Below are 19,409 nucleotides of genomic sequence, written 5' to 3' on the forward strand. Positions count from 1 at the left end.
CAGTTTGCGTTTCGGCATCAATTTCGCTCAAGAACTTCGAAATTGATGCCGGCGACGACAAATTCTCAGTGCCGCGCGGGAAAATCGGTCAGTACCGCCCGATTCGGTTGGCGCGCGGTGCCGCTCACCCGACTCACGACGGTTGTCGCGGCGCGGTGCGCGTGAGGCCGTTGGCCAGTTCGCGGATCTCTGCGACCGCCTGCGTCGCTGTCGGCGTGCTGTCGGGGTCGATGAGTGACTGGATCATCATGCCCAGCACCACTGCCAGTGCGAGCGAGCCGCCCAGCTCGGTGCGCGCGCGTTGTTGTCCTTCGGCGAGGCGCGCGCGCAGTTCGTCGTTGCGTTGGGCTTGTACGATCGCTTCCAGATGCGATGTCCACAGCGCCTTGTCGGTGGTGAAGGACTCGAGCACCGCCTGCCATCGCTCCACCGCCGTGGCTGCCGGCTGTCCGTCGGGGGACATGCGAGCGTCGAGTTCGTCGAGCTCTTCGAAGAGGGCCTGCACCAGCAGGCGTTCGCGGCTGCCGAAGTGATAGCCGATGGCGGCATGGCTGACACCGGCCGCCGCGGCGATGTCGCGCACCGTGGTATTGGCCCAGCCTCGTTCGACGAGGCAGCGCTTGGCGCCCTCCAGCAGATCCTCACGATTGCCCATGGGGGCAGGTTAGCCAGGTGGGAACCCATTGCACAAATGGATTGACCATATGGATTGACCAGTTGGACAAATCGGAGGTACGGTACTGACACCAACGGATCCCGCCGGGGGTTCCGCAGAGCAGGAGGTGCCGGTTATGGCGCACGAAGTCATCGAGCGCGTCGAGAAGATCGCCGCCCAGTTGGCCGATACCGCGGAAGACAGCGAACGGCTGGGCAAGCTCTCCGAGCAGTCGGTCGCGCTGATCCGCGAAGCCGGCGTGATGCGGATGTTGCAGCCGACGGACTTCGGCGGTTACGCCGCGCACCCGCGCGATTTCGCCGAGGCGGTCATGGCGGTGGCCAAGCACTGCGGCTCCACCGGCTGGGTCTGCGGCGTCGGGGGAGTGCATCCCTGGGAGATGGCGCTGATGGACCGTCGGCTGCAAGCCGAAATCTGGGCCGAGGATCCCGACACCTGGATCGCGTCTCCCTATGCCGCACAAGGTGTTGCGACCCCGGTCGAGGGTGGCTATCGGTTGACCGGGCGGTGGAACTTCTCCTCGGGCACCGATCACTGCAGCTGGATCTTCCTGGGCGCGCGCGTCGGTGGCGTCGACGGACCGCCGAAGGTGCTGCATGTCGTGCTGCCGCGGGCTGACTACACCATCGTCGAGGACTCCTGGGACGTCATCGGCCTGTCGGGCACCGGCAGCAAAGACATCATCGTCGACGGCGCCTTCATCCCGGACTACCGCACCATCGACTTCGAGCACGTCGCCTCCGGTGCCAGCGCCGCCGAAGCGGCCGGGCGCGATGAGACGGTCTACAAACTGCCGTTCTGGACCATGTTCCCGCTCGGGATCACCGCCGCGCTCATCGGGATCACCGAAGGCGCCCTGGCGGCGCACCTGGATTACCAGCGCGACCGGGTGGCCGCCACCGGCACCAAGATCAAAGACGACCCGTACGTGCTCTACGCCATCTCCGAAGCGGCCGCGGAGATCGCGGCCTCACGTGTGCAACTCCTGGATGGCATCAGCAGAATGTACGACCTGGCCGACGCCGGCAAGGAGATCAGCTTTGAAGATCGCTCGCTGGTGCGGCGCAACCAGATTCGCTGCGCCTGGCGGGCCGTCGCGGCCGCTGACGCGATCTTCGCCCGGTCCGGGGGCAATGCCGCGCGCCGGAACAATCCGCTGCAGCGCTTCTGGCGCGACGCCCACGTCGGGTTGGGGCACGCCATCCAGACCCCGGGGACCATCTATCACTCCAGTGCCTTGACGGTCATGGGGGTGGAACCGTCGCCGGCGTTGCGGGCGATGATCTGAGGCCGCTCCGCGATCGCTGCCATCGGTCCACGGCGCCAGCTAACTTTTCCGACGTCGGAGACTGGGGGGGGCGGCGGAGGTGGGGGCACCGTCAATGGCCAGGGTCTCGCCTGTGGGCGGCTCAAGGTTCGGGTCCGGCAACCCGACTTTCCTTTCTCAGCAGTTACTTGGCTCGTGTGACGTGGTAAGTCCATAATTCCAGGTAGAGGGGTTTCGCGCGGGACGCCGACTCCAGCCTGGCGGGGGAGTGGATCTGGTCACGACCAGACGATTTAGGTTACTTGCCGGTAGCTTCGCTCCTGTCGACATCCGTCAAAATCATTAGCCGCACAGGATCTAAAACGTCTATTGACGTGCTGTAATGTGTAAAACATGTGATTGCCGCCACTGGCTAGGCGAAAAATGGATAAGGAAATATTCATTTTTCCCTGGACATCACAAGTTTATCCGGAGTAGCTTTCGCCTTGTTCATGTCGGCAGTTGCCGGACAGGGCGACCGTCGAGATGTGTCGGGCTTACGCGATATGCGGAGCACAACATAAGGAGACGGTCGTGCAGCAAACTCTTCGCCCCTACGTCACCGCCGGCATCGTGATGGTCGGGAGCGGCTTGGTCGCGGTCACCCCGGTGGCCACCCCGGTGGCAGAAGTCTCCGTCGTCCGGGATGTGGCGCTGACCGCCGACGGCGGCATCGTGGGCAGCCTGATCGGGACCTGGCAGGACGTGTGGAACGAAACCTCGGACAACGTGTCCCGGCTTCTGCAGAACTACTACCTGGCGCCGAATGTCGGCTTCCAGCAGTTCCTGGCCAACCAGGGCGACTTCTGGCAGCAGGTGTTCGACGACCCCACGAACCTCAACAGTGTCATGGCGCAGATGCAGGACAACCTGGAGAAGGTGCTGACCGGCTACTCGCTGGGGGGTGCGTCCGACGAAACCGTTGCGACCGTGCATAACCACATGCTCAGCTCGGGGAACGGCGTCACCGACCTTCTCGGCCACATCGGGCTGGTGCAGCTGCTGCCGCAGTTCCTGCCGGCCGGTATCGACCCCGCGATGGTGACACCGATCGTCAACTTCCTGTCGTCGCCGCTGAGCGGGATGATCATGGGCATGATCGGCCCGGGCATCAGCCCGTGGGTGGCGCTGCTCAACAGCATCGAAGCGAACGACAGTTTCACCGACACCCTGGCCAACATGTCCGGAGCGTTCTTCAACGGCGCGACACTGAGCCTGGATTCATTGCTGCCGCTGATCAACCACGCCGGATTCTTCCCACCGGGGCTGAGCATGGAACATCTCGACATCGCGTTCGGCGGGTTGTTCACCCCGGGCTCAGTGGCCGTCGGCCCCTACGAGGTGCTGGGCACCGGCGGGCAGGTCGTCGATTCGGTTCCCGCAGTGGGCGGTTCGATATTCAACAGCATCGGCCTCGACCTGGGTGGCGTGCCCCTGCTCGGCAGCCTGAGCATCGCCAGCCAGGCGATCGGTCCGATCGGAGCGTGGCTGGCCTGGGACCAGACCATCGGTGCGCTGCTCGGATCCGGTTGGGACGGAAAGGGACCCGTCGTGGTCACTCCACCCGGTGCCGGGATCGACCTACCCGACATTCCGGACGTTCCACCCCCCGACATCAGCGACACCGACCCGGGTTCGAGCCTGTCCACCGACTGGCTGGGCGACTTCTTCGGACTCTTCAGCTGATTTCGACTCCGTGACTCGATCCCAGACCCAACTACTCGATAGCACTGCTTTCACACAGGAGAGGTGTTCGCACATGACTCAGCACAGCAGCAGCCGAAGTGGCCGTCGCGGTAAGCGGGTGATCGGTGCCGGCAGCGCGGTGGGTGCGTTCCTGGCATTCGGGATGGCGCCGATGATCAGTGCGCCGGCCGCCCAGGCCGACGACTTCGGGCTGGACAGTCTGTTCGACTTGTTCTTCGACCCATCACCGGCCGATGGCGGCGCCGACTGGTGGGCCAACGGTCTGGACTGGCTCACCGGCTCCGACGGTGTGGCGGCGGCTCTGGAGCCCGGCGTTGCCGCCGGTGGCGGCTTCGACATGGCCAGCATCATCGACCAATGGTTCTACACACCGCTGCACACCGGCCTGGAGTTGTGGATCAACAGTGACCTGGGCTCGATGGTCAACGGTTGGATCAACGACATCGCCGGGGTCTACCTGATCGGCGACGGCGCGGCCGGCACCGCGGAGAACCCCGATGGCGGCGCGGGCGGCCTGTGGTTCGGCGACGGCGGCGCGGGCTGGGACAGCGACACGGCCGGAGTCGACGGCGGCAACGGTGGCAACGCCATCGGCATGATCGGCAACGGCGGCGCAGGCGGCGACGGCTTCGGCAATGGTGACGGCGGCGACGGCGGGGCCGGTGGCATCTTCATGGGCAACGGCGGCACCGGCGGTGCTGGTGGAGCCGGTATCGGCGCGGGCGGCGCCGGTGGTGACGGTGGTGACGGCGGCTTCTCGGCGGCCTGGTTCTTCGGCAATGGCGGCGTCGGCGGTGTCGGTGGCAACGGGGTCGACGGTGCCGCCGGATCCTGGAGCGCGACAACCAATCCCGGCGCCGGCGGCGCCGGCGGAAGCGCCGGCAACGGTGGTGCCGGTGGCCGCAGCGGGTACATGTTCGGCAGCGGTGGCGATGGCGGCAATGCCGGTGCCGCGGGCAACGGTGGCGCCGGCGCTGCCGGGAACGCCGAGAACGTCACTGGCGGCAACGGCGGAAGTGGTGGTGCCGGTGGCTACAGCGGCGAGGCCGGTGCGCGGGCCTCCACGGGCGTCTACGGCTCCGCACTGTACGGACACGCGGGCAATACCGGAGCGGTCGGCGTCGGCGGGAACGGCGCCGCCGGCGGCGACGGCTTCAAGGACCCGGTCACCGGCGACTACCTCGGCGACGGCGGCCGGGGAGGATCCGGCGGCTACGGGGCGGGGACGGTTGGCGGCAACCCCTACGACGGGGTCAGCGGCGGTCACGGCGGTAACGGCGGCGCCGGCGGCGACGGCATCAACGGTGGTCGCGGAGGTGACGGCGGTAGCGGCGGCTCCGCCGGTGGCGGCGCTGCGGCAGGAACCGCCAATAGCGGCAACGGCGGCAATGGCGGCGCCGGCGGCAACGGCCTTGCCGGCGACGGCGGGCGGGGCGGTGACGGCGGCGGCACGGGACTGGCCAACACCAGCGGCGTCAACGGTCACGGCGGCAACGGCGGCAACGGCGGTAACGGTGCGGCCGACCAGAGCATCAAGGCCACCGGCGGCGCCGGCGGTAACGGCGGCGGCGCCAACTTCGGCGGCGTCAGCGGCAACGGCGGTAACGGCGGCACCGGCTCCTACGCCGGCGGCAATGGTGGCGCCGGCGGTTCGTCGGCCGGCGCCGGTGACGGGGGTAACGGCGGCGCGGGTGGCGCCGCGTCCGGTTGGAAGGACGTCAACGGTGACCAGTTCGCGGCCGGGACCGTCTTCGGTATGGGCGGCAACGGCGGCGCCGGCGGCGCCGGCGGCAGTAACGGCGGCTACGGCCAAAGCGGCGGGCTCGGAGGTAATGGCGGCGCCGGCGGCAACGGCCCCACCGCCAACGGGACCGTCGGCGTCGGCGGCAACGGCGGCAACGGCGGTGCCGGTGGTGGCGCCGTCACGGGCAAAGACGGCCTGGCCGGCGGTAACGGTGGTGCCGGCGGTAACGGCAGCGCGAGCGGCGGCAACGGCGGCAACGGTGGTGCTGGTGGCTCGGCCAGTACCGGGCTCGGTGCCAATGTCACCGGTGTCGGCGGTGACGGCGGCGCCGGCGGTGCCGGTGGCAACAGCGGCGGTGTGGCGATGCCCACCAACACCCTCGGCCTGACCAGCCAGGCTGGTAACGGGGGTAACGGTGGTGCCGGTGGGATGGCCCAGTTCAACACCCCCGGCAACGGCGGTGCCGGTGGTGCCGGCGGCAATGCGGCCGGCAGTGTGGACGCCGGTAACGGCGGTAACGGTGGCGCCGGCGGTATGGGTGGCAGCGGCAACATCGGCAGCAGTTTCCCGAAGGAGGCCGGTGGCGACGGGACCGTCGGGTACACCGGCGGCACCGGTGGCGCCGGCGGGGCCGGTGGCACCGCCCAGGCCGGTGACGGTGGCGCCGGCGGTAAGGGTGGTACCGGCGGTATGGGCGGTACCGGTGGCGCCGGCGGGAATGGCCGCGTCGATGACGACGGCAACGGCCTCGACGGCGGTAATGGTGCCGCGGGTGGCGTTGGCGGAGTCGGCGGCGCCGGTGGTGCCGGCGGGGCCAGCACCAGTGGCGCCGATGGGACCGGCGGCAATGGCGGAGACGGCGGCGTCGGTGGAACCGGCGGAAACGCCGGGAACAGCGGTGTCCCCACTGGCACCGGAAAGGCTGGGACACCCGGAAGCCCGGGCACCGGCGGCACAGGCGGCGCTGGTGGCGGCGCCGGCAGCCCGGGCGGCACGCCGGGCGGCACCGGGGCTACCGGGGCCAACGGTCAGCCGGGCACCTGAGCCGAGGGGTCAATCGCGGTCGTCGGGTCCATCACGGACTCGGCGACCGCGGTCGGTCATGCGGCGCAAGATAATGCGGGAACATCTCGGGAATGACGTTCTCTAGGAACGCTTCAGGGGGCTTGTGATCTGCTCACAGGCATCGGCGATCTCCGATACCTGCGGCCGACTCAACGGACCGATAAAGTGGACCCGGACCGAATCTGCGTAGGTGGTCATGGCCTGTTCCACAGCTTCTCGCCCCTTGGTTGTGATGGTCAGCATCACCCGGCGGCGATCCCAGGGATCGACGCTCCGCTGCAACAGGCCATGCTCTTCGAGTCGACGGATATGTCTGGTGAACCGGCTCGGAAGTGATGGCAGCGATTTGGGAAGGTCGCCCATTTGAATTCGGCCGGTGGGGGATTCGCCCAAGACGGCAAGGACGTCCACCTCGATCAGTGAGAGTTGGTGTGCTTCGTTCAACCGCTGGTCAAGCATCGCGGTCATTCGCAGCGTGGTTTCCAGATAACTTTGCCACGAGTTGTATTCGTCAGCATCGAGTTCGCAGCCACTACATCGAGGATGGCTCATCGCACGCTCGCCATCAGGCGATGTTAGCCCGACATCGGTTTCCAGTCAGCCGATTTCGCGAATCGGTGACTTACCGCGGCACGTGAAAATCCACCAGCGCGGCCGATCCCAGTTCCACGTCCGCCCAACTGCCGGTGACGTGAAGAACGGCGATTCCCGACGTCGGGTACTTCTCCGAGATCCGTTGGGCCACGGCGGCCTCGGTGCCTGGTCCGGCCAGTCCCAGCGCGACACTCGACATCGCCGGCTCGTGGCCGATCACCAGCAGCGTGTGGACGTCGTCGGGGACGGTGTTGATCGTCGCGATCACGGTTCCGGGCGTCGCGTCGTAGAGATCGTCGACATAGCGCACCGGTGCGGCCAGCGCCGTCCGCTCGTAGGTCGCCAGGGCGCGAGCGGCAGTCGAGCACAGCACCGCATCGACGGCTGGTTCGTGGGCACGCAGCCAGTCCCCGGCCAGCCCGGCCTCACGGATCCCGCGCGTCGCCAACGGACGTTCGTGGTCGGTCGCCCCGGGCGGATAGTCCGACTTGGCGTGCCGCAGCAGGATCAGGGTGCGGTGAGTGCTCACCCGCTCCAGGGTAGGGGGTGGCCGATATCGGCCGCGCTATCCGATTCACAACGATCTCACCGCGATCCCCGTGGTGCTGAAGTGTCGGATGTGGCGCACGAGTACGACGCGAGGTTCGGGTTTGCGGACCTGCCGATCGAGGTCCGCGGGCTTGTCGGTGACCGGCCATACACTCGCGATGCCCGGCCGCCGGCCCGGCGGAAAGGGTCAGGACCGACATGCGATTCGTGCACACCGCCGATTGGCAGCTCGGCATGACCCGGCACTTCCTGGCCGGCGACGCCCAGCCGCGTTACTCGGCGGCCCGACGCGACGCGGTGGCCGGGCTGGGAGCGCTGGCTACGAAGACGGGCGCGGAGTTCGTGGTCGTCGCCGGCGACGTGTTCGAGGACAACCAACTCGCCCCCGAGGTCATCAGTCAGTCCCTGGAGGCCATGCGCAGCATCGGGGTGCCGGTCTATCTGCTCCCCGGAAACCACGATCCACTCGATGCCGCATCCGTCTACATCAGCGCGTTGTTCACCGCCGAGTGCCCGGACAACGTGGTGGTGCTCGACACCGCCGGCGTGTATCAGGTCCGCCCCGGCCTCGAGATCGTCGCCGCGCCGTGGCGATCCAAGCGCCCCACGACCGACCTGGCGGCCGCCGCACTGGACGGCCTGGCCGCCGATGGCACTATCCGGGTCCTGGTCGCTCACGGCGGTGTCGACGTGCTGGACCCCGATCCGAACAACCCGGCGCTGATCCGGATGACTGCCTTGCACGACGCCCTGTCTCGCGGAGCCATCCACTATGTCGCCTTGGGGGACAAGCACTCTCGAACCCAGGTCGGGGAAACGGGTCGCATCTGGTATTCCGGTTCGCCCGAAGTCACCAACTTCGACGACATCGAATCCGACCCCGGCCACGTGCTGGTGGTCGACATCGATGAGGCCGACGGCGCCGTGAGTGTGGACTCGCGCCACGTCGGTCGATGGCGTTTCCTGACGCTGCACCGCCAGCTCGACACCGGACGTGACGTCACCGATCTGGATATCAACCTCGACCAGCTGCCGGACAAGGAACGCACCGTCGTTCAGCTGGCGCTGACGGGTTCACTCAGCGTCACCGACCGGGCCGCCCTCGACGTCTGTCTGGACCGGTATTCGCGGCTGTTCGCCTGGGTGGGCACCTGGAAACGTCATACCCACCTGGTGGTGGTCCCGGCCGACGGCGAATTCTCCGACCTCGGCATCGGCGGTTTCGCCGCCGACGCGGTCGACGAACTGGTCGCCGCCGCCCGAGGTGTCGACACCGGTGCTGCCGACGACGCCCACGCCGCGCTGGCGCTGCTGCTGCGCCTGATCGATCGGGGAGTGGCATGAGACTGCACCGGTTGGAGCTGACCAATTACCGCGGTGTGGCGCACCGAGAGGTCGACTTCCCCGACCACGGTGTGGTGGTGGTGTCCGGCGCCAACGAGATCGGCAAGTCCTCGATGATCGAGGCGCTGGATCTGTTGCTGGAGTCCAAGGACCGCTCCGCCAAGAAGGACGTCAAACAGGTCAAACCCACCTACGCTGATGTCGGTGCCGAGGTTACCGCGGAAATCAGCACCGGCCCTTACCGTTTCGTCTATCACAAACGCTTCCACAAGGCCCCCCGGACGCAACTGACGATCGTCGAGCCGCGCCGCGAGCAGCTCACCGGCGACGAGGCGCACGAGCGGGTCCGCGCCATGTTGGACGAGACCATGGACACCGGCCTCTGGCAGGCCCAGCGGGTGTTGCAGGCGTCTTCGACGGCGGCGGTGGACTTGTCCGGATGCGATGCGCTGTCGCGGGCGCTGGATGTCGCCGCCGGTGACACCGCCACCCCCAGTGGAACCGAGCCCGTGCTCATCGAGCGCATCGACGCCGAGTTCGCACGCTACTTCAGAGGGACCGGGCGTCCTACCGGGGAGTGGGCCGCTGCCATTGCCGCGCTGGCCGCCGCCGACGCCGAGGTGGCGCGGTGTGCGGAGTTGCTCGCCGAAGTGGACGACCGGGTGCACCGGCACGCCGAGCTGTCCGAGCAGTTGGCGAGGTTGACCGACGAGCAAGCCGGCGCGGACTCCCGGCACAGCGCAGCGCAGGCCGCCGGCGCCGCGATCGCGGAGTTGCGCGGCCGGCTTCGGGACGCGCAGTTGGTGGCCACCGCGGCCAAAGCCACTGGTGCCGCCACGGACAGCGCCCACGCCGAGCGGATCCGGCAGCGCGGCGAACTCGAATCCCGGGCGGCCGCGATCAGCCTGCTGGACAACGAGATCGACGGTGCCGTCCAGGCGCAGGGCATCGTCGATACCGACGCCGCCGCGGCCGACACCGCTGCCACCGATGCCGCGCAAGCCGTGGACGCCGCCACCGAACGCGCCGCATCCGCCCGTCGCATTGTCGACCAACTCGCCGCTCGCGAAGAGGCGGATCGGCTCGCTGACCGGCTCGCCCGGCTCGACGCCACCGAATGCCAGCTAGCCGAGGTGGCGGCGCAGTTGGCGCAGATCGTCGTGACCGAGCCGACGCTGCGCCGGATCGAAGAAGCGTCGGCGGCCTGCGATCGGAGCGAGGCGTCGCTGGCGGCGATCTCGGCGACACTGGAGCTCGCCGCGATCGCCGACATCGACCTGGTGATCGCCGGCGAACCCACGGCGCTGCCCGCCGGCCAGAGCTGGTCGGCCACCGTCACCGACGGTCTTGAGGTCGACGTGCCCGGCCTGCTGCGGGTGCGTGTCCGCCCTGGCGACAGTGCTCGTGAGGCCAATGTCAAACATGCTGCGGCACAAGCCGAACTTGCCGATGCCCTGGCGGCGGCCGGCGTGACCGATCTGGCGCAGGCGCGCCACGCCGACCAACGGCGCCGCGAACTCCAAGGCAGCCGCGACCAGTTGGCCGCCACCCTGGCTGCGTTGCGCGGTGACGAGGAGACCGACGCGCTGCGTACCCGGCTGACGCGGCTGCGCGCCGAGCAGGGCGAGGTCCCCGCCGGGATCACTCCCGAGCAGGCCCGCGCCGACCGTGACGCGGCCGAGGCCCTACGGGCGCAGGCTGGCATCGACTGCGAAGCCCTGCGCCGCGCCGCGCAGGATACGACGGCCCGCCGCACGGAAGCTGCCACGCGGCTCGCGCTGTTGCGCGACAAGGTGGCGGCGCAGCGCGGTGAGCTGGAGGCGGTCAGCCAGCGTCTTGCCGCACAGCGGGCAACGGTCAGCGATGACGAGCTGGCGGCCGCCGCCGAGTCCAACGCGCAGGCTTTGCGCACCGCTGAGCAGCGCGTGGCGGACTTGTCCGACCAGCTGGGAGCCGCCGCCCCCGAGGCGATCGACGCCGAACTGGCCGAAGCGGACACCGCTGCGCAGGCGCTGCGGGCCCGGCACGCCGAGACCGCCCGCGCGCTGCACGAGGTGGAGGTCGAGCTTGCCGTGTTCGGCACCCAGGGGCGGCGGGGCCAGCTCGACGCGGCACAGACCACGCGGGAACACGCTGCGGCCGAACACGATCGGATCGGCCGCCGGGCGCGGGCGGCGGCGCTGCTGCGGTCCACCATGATCCGCCACCGCGACGACACCCGGCGCCGCTACGTCGAGCCGTTCCGCGCCGAGATCCAGCGACTGGGAGCACATGTGTTCGGTGCCGATTTCGAAGTCGACGTCGACACCGACCTGAAGATCTGCGCACGCACCCTTGGTGGGCGCACCGTGCCCTATGAGTCGCTGTCCGGTGGCGCCAAGGAACAGTTGGGCATCCTGACCCGGCTGGCCGGGGCGGCGCTGGTGGCCAAGGAGGACAGCGTCCCGGTGGTGATCGACGACGCACTCGGCTTCACCGACCCGGACCGGTTGGAGAAGATGGGCGCGGTGTTCGACGCGGTCGGTTCGAACGGCCAAGTGATCGTGTTGACCTGCAGCCCGGATCGCTACCGCAGCGTCACCGACGCCCACCGCATCGACCTGACCGCTTAGCTAATCCGGAGTATTACTGGCTGGCCCACGGATTGATCAACTCGACGCCGAGGTCTCGGAAATGCCGGATATTGCGGGTGGCAAGCGCCGCCTTTCTGGCGACGGCGATTCCAGCGATCTGGACATCACGCACCTCGACGGGGCGGCCCTCGCGACTGCCCCGCGCCGCGAGGCCGGCAGCGGCCACCGCGGCCGGCTGATCGAATGTCTGCACGCGACCATCGAGGTCCTCGGCGAGCAGTTGCGTGAATGCCAGCTCGAGGCGCCGACGACGCTGGCTTGGCTCGAGTGGTTCCAGTCCGGTCCACACCTCGAAGACTGTGACGGATGTCGTCCAGATCGACTCGGCGGGCAGGCCGTCGAGCCACCGCACCACCACGTCGTCTGGCCGCTGCTGCATCAGCGCGGAGATCACGTTGGTGTCGAGCAGGATCACTGGTCGCCGAACTCCGCCGGGCGCACAGGATGTCCGCGCAGCTCATCGATCTCCCCGTCGAGACCGACTTTGGCGAATCGAGCCGAGATTCGTGAGCCGAGTCGAGCTGGCGGCTCGTCGGCGTCTCGGACCGCGTTGCGCAGGATCTCGCGCACCTCCTCTTCGGTACTGCGGCCGTGTCGGCGGGCGCGCTGGACCAGCTTTTGTTTGACGTCGTCATCAAGCTGACGGATCAGTATCTGAGCCACGTCAGAATGATATCGTGCTATCACCAGATGGTCACCTCGCTTCTTTGGCGCCGAGAACCTCACCGATCATCGGTTCACCGACGGCATTGCACAGTTCAGTGCTGCGTCAGCGGGCACCGAACCAGGTGGCCAGGGCGTCGCTCAATCCGGCGGCGGACCCATCGCCGACCCACGCGACGTGACCGTCCGGTCGGATCAGCACGGCATCGGGCGCCGCTACGGTGCCCAGGACCGGCAACTCCCACGGGCCGTCGTAGTCGGCATCGAGCGCTGCCACCCGGTCAGCCCACGGGGTGATGTCGAAATCCCAAGGGGCACCGAAGTTCACCAGGGCACCGCGCCCGTCATGCAGCAGCGAGAAAACCGCAATTGTCCCGGCCGGCGTGGACACCTCCAGGTCAGGCATCCTTCGACCCAGCAGGGGATGTCCGTCGCCCAGGTCGTAGTGAATGTCCAAGCCGCACATCATCGACGCGATCCGCCGGCGCGGCTCGTCCAGGCTCAGCAGTTCGGCCATGATGTCCCGCAGGGCGTCCACACGGGGGCCGGGTTCCAGCAGCGTGCCCTGGGCCAGGGTGTTGTGCAGTACGCGGGCGCCGACCGGATGACGCTCGGCGTGGTAGCTGTCCAAAAGGCCCTCGGGTGAGGTTCCGGCGAGCACCTGGGCCAGCTTCCAGCCGAGGTTCACCGCATCTTGCACACCGGTGTTGAGGCCCTGCCCGCCCGCCGGGGAATGCACGTGTGCGGCATCGCCGGCCAGCAACACCCGCCGATCGCGGTAGCGCTCGGCCTGCCTGGTCACATCGGTGAACCGGCGGACCCAGCGGACATTGTGCAACCCGTAGTCGGTACCGCGCCGCGAGATCAGGGCTTGGCTGACATCGTCCGGGGTCGGCTCCTCGCCGGACTCCAGCTCCGGTGCGGTCACCATCACCCGTACCGGCCCGTCGGCTTCGAGGCGGAAGAACGAGTGGATGCCGACGTCGTCGCGGTGCAGGGCGGCTCCTCGGTCAGATCGGCCTCGGTGATCAGGCAGATGGCCGTCGGGTCCCAACCGGGAAAATCGATCCCGGCCATCTTGCGGATCTGGCTGCGCCCGCCGTCGCACCCGACCAGGTACTCGGCGCGCAGCGTGGTGCCGTCGGAGAGTTCGACGTCGACGCCACAGTCATCCTGCGCGAAGCCGATCACGTCGCGGCCGTGGTAGATCCGCACGCCCAGCTCGCTGACCCAGTCGGCGAGGGTGCGCTCGATGCGGTACTGCGGCAGGCCGACGGTGTAGTTGTGCCGGGTCGGCAAATCGCTGATGTCCAACATGATCCACGCGAAATGGCAGATCTGGCCGATGCGCCCCTGCGCCAGGAACCGGTCGACGATTCCCCGCTGATCGAGGATCTCGATGGTGCGCGGGGTGATACCGCCCGCCCGTGACCCGATCAGGTCATGGCCGTCGCGTCGCTCGACGATCGCGACGTCGACCCCCGCCAAGGCCAGCTCGCCCGCCAGCATCAACCCGGTCGGGCCGGCCCCGACGATCACCACTTGATGTCCGGCCATCAGTCCTTCATGAATCCGATCACGGTGTAGTCCAGATCCGCCAGCCCCGGCGCCCCGAAGTTCGCCAGCGAACTGCGCACCGCCACATTGCCGGTGGTCTGAATCAGCGGCAGGCTGAATCCCTCGGCCCACAGCAGGCTATCGACCTCGTTGGCCCGCGCTCGGGCCACCACCGGATCGAGCGCCTCCAGCGTCTCCTCGATCTTGGCGTCGATCGCCGGGCTGCCGATCTTGCCGAAGTTGGCCTCCCCGTAGGACGCGGAGATCTGGTTCAGCCCAGCCAGCGGGAATGCGTCACCGACCCAACTGAATTGGGCGATGTCGAAGTCGCCGACGTTGACGTAGTCGGTGAAGAAGCCGCCACCGGCCTTGGCATCCAGCTGCAGCTTGACCCCGATCTGGGCCAGGTTGTGCTGCGCCACTTGGGCGAACTGCCGCGTGCTCGACGCATCGTAGAACAGGTGGCGGATCACCAGCGGGCGACCGTCCTTCTCCCGGAACTTCCCGTGCAACCTCCAGCCGAGCTCGTCGAGTTCGCGGGCGGCACGCTCGGGGTCGTAGGCCACCACCGCGCTGTTGTCCTGGTAGCCCTCCTGGCCGGCGACGTAGATATGGTTGTTCAGCGGAACCGGGTCGGCGGTCAGGCCGCGCTGGGTGACCTTGGCGATCGTGGACCGATCGATCCCGCGCATGACCGCCAGCCGCAGCGCCTTGTCGGACAAGATGGCGCCCGGCGCGCCGTTGAAGGTGAAGTGGTTCCAGGCCGGTGTCGGTGCCCGCCGGATCGCGATGCCCTCGGTGCGGCGCGCGATCGTCAACTGATCCAGGGTGGCCACCCCGGTGGCGTCGATGGTGTGGTTCTGCAGCGCCGGCATCCGGGCGGCCTCGTCGAGCACCAGGTAGGTGATGGTGTCCAGCTTCGGTCGGGCTCCCCACCAGGCGGGGTTGCGGGTCAAGGTGATCCGCTGGCTGGTGCGATCCAGCGTCGACAGCACGAACGGCCCGGCCGAGGGACCCGGCTTGCTCAGCTGAGCCTTGTTGAAGGTCTGCGGGTCGCCGGTCATGCTGGCCGGCAACAGCATCGAGTTGCCCGCGAACATGCCCCGCCACTCCGCGTAGGGTTTGGCGAAGCGCATCACGGCCTGCCGGTCGTCGACACCACGGGTCACCGAGGCGACCCGCTCAGCGCCATTGGTGGTCGCGATCGCATAACCGCTGTCGGCGCCGCTGGTGGCATGGATCTGGCTGGCGATGTCTTTCCAGGTGAGCGGTGTCCCGTCGCTCCACACCGCTTTCGGGTTGATCGTGTAGGTGACCACCTGGGGGTTGGTGCCGGTCAGCTCCACACTGGTGAAGTAGTCGGTGTCCACCGTCGCCGAGCCGTCCGGCCCGATGGTGAACGCCCGCGGCATGGTGGCCTTGAGCATGGCGGCGTTCTCGGCCAGGTTTCCATCGATGTGCAGCGGGTTGAAGTTCGGCGGGAACTGCGTCATGGACAGCCGCAGGTTGCCGCCGTCGCGCAGCTTCGCCGGGGCCTGCGGGTTGATGTCGCTGGCGGTCCCGACCGTCGCGGTGCCCTCGGGCGCGGTGATATCGACTGCCGCGCACCCGCTGAGCGCCAAGCCGGCAGCTAACACGGCGGCCACCACCCCGTTGACTCTGCGTCCAGGGCGGCCTCTTCTCACACAACCTCGCCGTGAGCGCAGAGTCAATGTCCTATTCATGAGCGCGGCACCGCGGCCAGCAGGCGCCGGGTGTAGTCGTGTTGCGGATTGCCGAAGACCTGATCGGCCTCGCCCTGTTCGACGATCGCCCCGGCGAACATCACCGCGACCCGGTGCGCCAGGTGCTTGACCACCGAAAGGTCATGCGACACAAACAGGTACGACAGTCCGAGTTGCTGCTGCAGATCGAGCAGCAGGTTGATGATGCCGGCCTGAATCGACACGTCGAGGGCGGACACCGGCTCGTCGAGCGCGAGGATCTTCGGCTGCAACGCCAGGGCCCGGGCGATGCCGATCCGCTGCTTCTGCCCGCCGGAGAACTCCGAGGGGTAGCGCAGCGCGTCGCCGCGGCGCAGCCCCACCAGCTCCAGGAGTTCGGCGACCCGGGCATGGATGGCGGCCTTGTCGGAGCCGTTGGCACGCAGGGGCTCTGCCAGCAGTTCGAAGACCGGCAGTCGCGGATCCAGGGAAGCGACCGGATCCTGGAACACCACTTGCAGATCACGCCGCAGGGCGCGACGGCCGTCCCGCTTCAACGCCGCGACGTCGGTGCCGAGCACTTCGATCGACCCGGACTGCGGCGCGGCCAGCTCCAGGATCTGGTGCAAGGTAGTGGATTTGCCCGAGCCGGATTCGCCGACGATGCCCAGCGTGCGGCCCTGCTGCAACTCGAAGCTCACGCCGTCGACGGCGCGCACCTCACCGGCGCGCCGGCGCAGCACGCCCTTGGTCAGCGGATAGGTCTTGACCAGGTCGCGGACCCGCAGCACGGTGGGGGACTCGCCGGAGACCGCGGCCGCCACTTCGGTGCGCACGCCGTAGATGTCGGCGGCGCTGCGCCCGATCACCTGATCGGTGTGAATGCATGCCGCCCAATGGTTCTCTCCGACGCTCAGCAGGTCCGGCTCAGCGGCCAGGCAGTCGTCGGCGGCCAATGGGCAGCGCGGGGCGAAGGGACAACCGGCATCGACCCCGGCTGTCAATGACGGTGGTGCGCCCGGGATCGGCACCAACCGGGTGCCCTGCGGGGCGTCCAGGCGGGGCACCGAACCCAAGAGTCCGACCGTGTAGGGCATCCGGCGGTCGGAGTACAAGACCTCGACCGGTGCGGACTCGACCACCCGGCCGGCGTACATCACCAGTGCCCGGTCGGCGAATTCGGCGACCACCCCCAGGTCGTGGGTGATGATCAGCACCCCGGCGCCGGTCACGTCCCGCGCGGTCTTGAGGACCTCAAGGATCTGCGCCTGCACGGTGACGTCCAACGCGGTGGTGGGCTCGTCGCAGATCAGCAGGTCCGGGTCGCAGGCGATCGCGATGGCGATCACCACCCGTTGCCGCTCACCGCCGGACAGCTCGTGCGGAAACGCCCGCGCCCGCTGCTCGGGCCTGGCGATCCCGACCAGTTCCAGCAGCTCGACCGCACGCCGGCGCGCCGCGGCGCGGCCTACCCGGGGCTGGTGCACCTCGATGGCCTCGGCGATCTGATCGCCCACGGTGTACACCGGTGTCAGGGCCGACATCGGGTCCTGGAACACCATCCCGATCGAGGCGCCGCGGAACTTCGACATGGCGGTGTCGCCCAGCCCGATCAGCTGCGTGCCGGCCAGCCGCACCGAACCGGACACCTGCGCATGCTCGGGCAGCAGCCCCATCACGGCCATCGCCGCCGCGGATTTTCCCGAACCCGATTCGCCGACCATCGCCACCACTTCGCCGGCGTCGACGTGGTAGCTGATGCCGCGCACCGCACGCACCGCGTCGGGGCCGGTGCCGAACGTCACGGCCAGGTCGGAGACTTCCAGCAGGGTGCTCATCGGCGGTCCCGCAGCGTCGCGGCATCGGGGTCCAGCGCGTCACGCAGGCCGTCGCCGGCGAGGTTGGCGCAGACCAGGATGGTGATCAACACCCCGGCCGGGAACAGGAAGACCCACGGGAAGGTGATGGCCGAGGCGGTGCCGTCGGCGATCAGGGTGCCCAGCGAGACGTCGGGCGGTTGGATGCCGAAACCCAGGTAGCTCAAACCGGTTTCGGCCAGGATCGCCACCGCGACGTTCAGTGCGGTGTCGATGATCAAGATGGACGCCACGTTGGGCACCACATGGTCGATGATGATGCGTCGGCTGGACACGCCCATATAGCGTGCCGCCCGGATGAATTCGCGTTCCCGCAGGCTCATGGTCAGCCCGCGCACCATGCGGGCGCTGATCATCCAGCTGAACCCGGCCAGCAACAGCACCAGCAGCGCGATGTTGCCGCTGTTCTTGGTGCGCGGAGTGATGATCGCGATCAGGATGAAGGCCGGCACCACCAGCAGCAGGTCGACCAGCCACATCAGCACCCGGTCGCGCCATCCGCCGAAATAGCCCGAGATCGCTCCGACGGTCGCGGCGATCACCGTGGAGATCAGCGCCACGCACACTCCGATCAGCATCGATTTCTGCATGCCGCGCAGGATCTGTGCCAGCAGGTCCTGGCCCAAAGCGTTGGTGCCCAACCAGTGTCGGGCGCCCGGCGGAACCAGCAGCGCGTCGTAGTCGAGGTCGGTGTAGGAGTAGGGCAGCAGGCCCGGCAGCGTGTAGCAGCCGACGAACATCACCGCCAGCAGGGCCAGCGCGGCGACGGCGCTGCGGCTGCGCAGGAATCGGCGCAGCACCAGGGTGCGGCGCGAAGCGAACTCGATCTCGGCGCTTGTCATGAGACCCGCACCCGCGGGTCGAGCATCGCGTAGATGACGTCGGAGAGCAGCCCGGCCAGCAGCACCACCGCACCGGAGAACACCGTGATGGCCGCGACGATATTGGTGTCCTGGGTCGCCACGCCCTGCACCACCCATTCGCCCATGCCGTGCCAGCCGAAGATCTTCTCGACGAACACCGCGCCGGTGACCAGGCCGGCCACCCCGTAGGCGAACAGTGTCGCCATCGGGATCAGCGCGGTCCGCAGCCCGTGTTTGAACAGGGCCCGGCGGCGGGTCAGGCCTTTGGCCCGCGCGGTGCGGATGAAGTCCTGCCCGAGCACGTCGAGCATCGCGTTGCGCTGGTAGCGGCTGAAGCTGGCGGCCGCGCCCAGCGCCAGGGTCAGCGACGGCAACACCAGGTGCTGCAGCCGATCGGCCAGCCCGGGCCAGAAGCCGGTGACCAGCCCGGGGGAGGTCTCCCCGGTGTAGTCGAACAGTTGAGCGCCCAGCGCCCAGTTCACCCGCAGTGCGCTGAGGATCACCAGGTTGGCCAGGACAAAGGTCGGCACCGAGAGCACCAGCAGCGCCGCCATGGTGATGACCCGGTCGGATATTCGGTACTGGCGCACCGCGCCCCAGGCGCCGGCCACCACGCCGATCATGGTGCCGGCCAGTGAACCGACGACCAGCAGTCGCAGGCTGACCCCGATGCGCCGGCCCAGTTCTCCCGAGACCGGCTGGCCGGTGACGGTGACCCCGAAGTCGCCGCGCACGGCGTGGGTGGCCCAGTGCGCGTAACGCAGCGGAATCGGCTTGTCCAGGCCCAGTTCGGTGGCCTTGGCGTCGATCACCGCCTGCGGCGGACGCGGGTTGCGCTGCATCAGGCTGTCCAGCGGCGCGAAGGCCAACGAGGTCAGGCAGAACGTCAGAAACGATGCGAGACCCAGCAGCACCAGGTAGTTCAGCGCCCGGCCGGCCAGAAACCGCGTCATGGCCAAAAGGGTAGAGGGTGCCGCGGACCCCCACCCCGTTCCCTCCACCGCGAGCGTGCGTGTCTGTCCGCGACACACCGGGGAGATCTGTACATCTACGCACGCTCGCGGCGGGGCAGGCGGACGTCGGGAGACGATTTTTTGCGTGATTTTTACCCGTGATCTCCCCGGGTTC

Annotated in this window: 14 protein-coding genes and 1 pseudogene; 5 read left to right on the top strand and 10 right to left on the bottom strand. The window is 68.4% G+C overall.

Annotated elements, in window-relative coordinates; translation table 11 throughout:
- Window positions 1-133 precede the first annotated feature (133 nt).
- Complete coding sequence (locus ACKY0W_RS06550; protein WP_409436888.1) at window positions 134-655, bottom strand: TetR family transcriptional regulator; 522 nt, start codon at window positions 653-655, stop codon at window positions 134-136.
- Window positions 656-791: 136 nt separating this feature from the next.
- Here ACKY0W_RS06550 and ACKY0W_RS06555 point away from each other — a divergent pair, with 136 nt between their 5' ends.
- The 3 genes from ACKY0W_RS06555 (at window position 792) to ACKY0W_RS06565 (ending at window position 6,477) form a co-directional block, all read left to right on the top strand.
- Window positions 792-1,964 (top strand): acyl-CoA dehydrogenase family protein, encoded by a 1,173-nt coding sequence (locus ACKY0W_RS06555; RefSeq protein WP_409436889.1) that lies wholly within the window; start codon window positions 792-794, stop codon window positions 1,962-1,964.
- 552 nt (window positions 1,965-2,516) lie between these two features.
- The gene (gjpA, locus tag ACKY0W_RS06560) at window positions 2,517-3,668 is read left to right on the top strand and encodes an outer membrane porin GjpA (RefSeq protein WP_409436890.1); all 1,152 of its coding nucleotides are present in this window, start codon (window positions 2,517-2,519) and stop codon (window positions 3,666-3,668) included.
- Window positions 3,669-3,741: 73 nt separating this feature from the next.
- Entirely contained in the window at window positions 3,742-6,477 is a 2,736-nt protein-coding gene (locus ACKY0W_RS06565) for a PGRS repeat-containing protein (protein ID WP_409436891.1), read from the top strand.
- A 102-nt stretch (window positions 6,478-6,579) separates the two neighbouring features.
- Here ACKY0W_RS06565 and ACKY0W_RS06570 read toward each other — a convergent pair whose 3' ends face one another.
- Window positions 6,580-7,050, bottom strand: coding sequence for a MarR family winged helix-turn-helix transcriptional regulator (locus tag ACKY0W_RS06570; protein WP_409436892.1), 471 nt, complete (start codon window positions 7,048-7,050; stop codon window positions 6,580-6,582).
- A 70-nt stretch (window positions 7,051-7,120) separates the two neighbouring features.
- A complete protein-coding gene (locus ACKY0W_RS06575; protein ID WP_409436893.1) occupies window positions 7,121-7,621 on the bottom strand; it encodes a SixA phosphatase family protein in 501 nt (166 codons plus the stop codon).
- Window positions 7,622-7,839: 218 nt separating this feature from the next.
- Here ACKY0W_RS06575 and ACKY0W_RS06580 point away from each other — a divergent pair, with 218 nt between their 5' ends.
- Both ACKY0W_RS06580 and ACKY0W_RS06585 read left to right on the top strand, forming a co-directional pair.
- The gene (locus ACKY0W_RS06580) at window positions 7,840-8,985 is read left to right on the top strand and encodes an exonuclease SbcCD subunit D (protein WP_409436894.1); all 1,146 of its coding nucleotides are present in this window, start codon (window positions 7,840-7,842) and stop codon (window positions 8,983-8,985) included.
- Window positions 8,982-11,597, top strand: a complete 2,616-nt coding sequence (locus ACKY0W_RS06585) for an AAA family ATPase (RefSeq protein WP_409436895.1) — start codon at window positions 8,982-8,984, stop codon at window positions 11,595-11,597. The genes ACKY0W_RS06580 and ACKY0W_RS06585 overlap by 4 nt, the downstream gene beginning before the upstream one ends.
- Window positions 11,598-11,610: 13 nt before the next feature.
- On the opposite strand, the gene ACKY0W_RS06590 is transcribed toward ACKY0W_RS06585, so the two are convergent.
- The 7 genes and pseudogenes from ACKY0W_RS06590 to ACKY0W_RS06620 all read right to left on the bottom strand — a co-directional run bounded on the left by ACKY0W_RS06590 (window position 11,611) and on the right by ACKY0W_RS06620 (window position 19,234).
- Window positions 11,611-12,033, bottom strand: a complete 423-nt coding sequence (locus ACKY0W_RS06590; RefSeq protein ID WP_409436896.1) for a type II toxin-antitoxin system VapC family toxin — start codon at window positions 12,031-12,033, stop codon at window positions 11,611-11,613.
- A complete protein-coding gene (locus ACKY0W_RS06595; protein WP_406759969.1) occupies window positions 12,030-12,281 on the bottom strand; it encodes a FitA-like ribbon-helix-helix domain-containing protein in 252 nt (83 codons plus the stop codon). Before ACKY0W_RS06595 ends, ACKY0W_RS06590 begins: the two co-directional genes overlap by 4 nt.
- 106 nt (window positions 12,282-12,387) lie before the next feature.
- Window positions 12,388-13,838: pseudogene (locus ACKY0W_RS06600) on the bottom strand (FAD-dependent monooxygenase).
- On the bottom strand, window positions 13,838-15,562 hold the full coding sequence (locus ACKY0W_RS06605; protein ID WP_409436897.1) for an ABC transporter family substrate-binding protein: 1,725 nt from the start codon (window positions 15,560-15,562) through the stop codon (window positions 13,838-13,840). The pseudogene ACKY0W_RS06600 and the gene ACKY0W_RS06605 overlap by 1 nt, the downstream one beginning before the upstream one ends.
- Window positions 15,559-17,379 (bottom strand): dipeptide ABC transporter ATP-binding protein, encoded by a 1,821-nt coding sequence (locus ACKY0W_RS06610; RefSeq protein ID WP_409436898.1) that lies wholly within the window; start codon window positions 17,377-17,379, stop codon window positions 15,559-15,561. The genes ACKY0W_RS06605 and ACKY0W_RS06610 overlap by 4 nt, the downstream gene beginning before the upstream one ends.
- Window positions 17,376-18,260 (bottom strand): ABC transporter permease, encoded by an 885-nt coding sequence (locus ACKY0W_RS06615; protein ID WP_409436899.1) that lies wholly within the window; start codon window positions 18,258-18,260, stop codon window positions 17,376-17,378. The genes ACKY0W_RS06610 and ACKY0W_RS06615 overlap by 4 nt, the downstream gene beginning before the upstream one ends.
- Window positions 18,257-19,234: an ABC transporter permease gene (locus ACKY0W_RS06620; RefSeq protein WP_409436900.1), complete on the bottom strand. Its 978-nt coding sequence runs from the start codon at window positions 19,232-19,234 to the stop codon at window positions 18,257-18,259. Before ACKY0W_RS06620 ends, ACKY0W_RS06615 begins: the two co-directional genes overlap by 4 nt.
- Window positions 19,235-19,409: the final 175 nt, after the last annotated feature.

Origin of the sequence: Mycobacterium sp. SMC-14 (assembly GCF_046250075.1) — a bacterium.
Lineage (GTDB): Bacteria > Actinomycetota > Actinomycetes > Mycobacteriales > Mycobacteriaceae > Mycobacterium.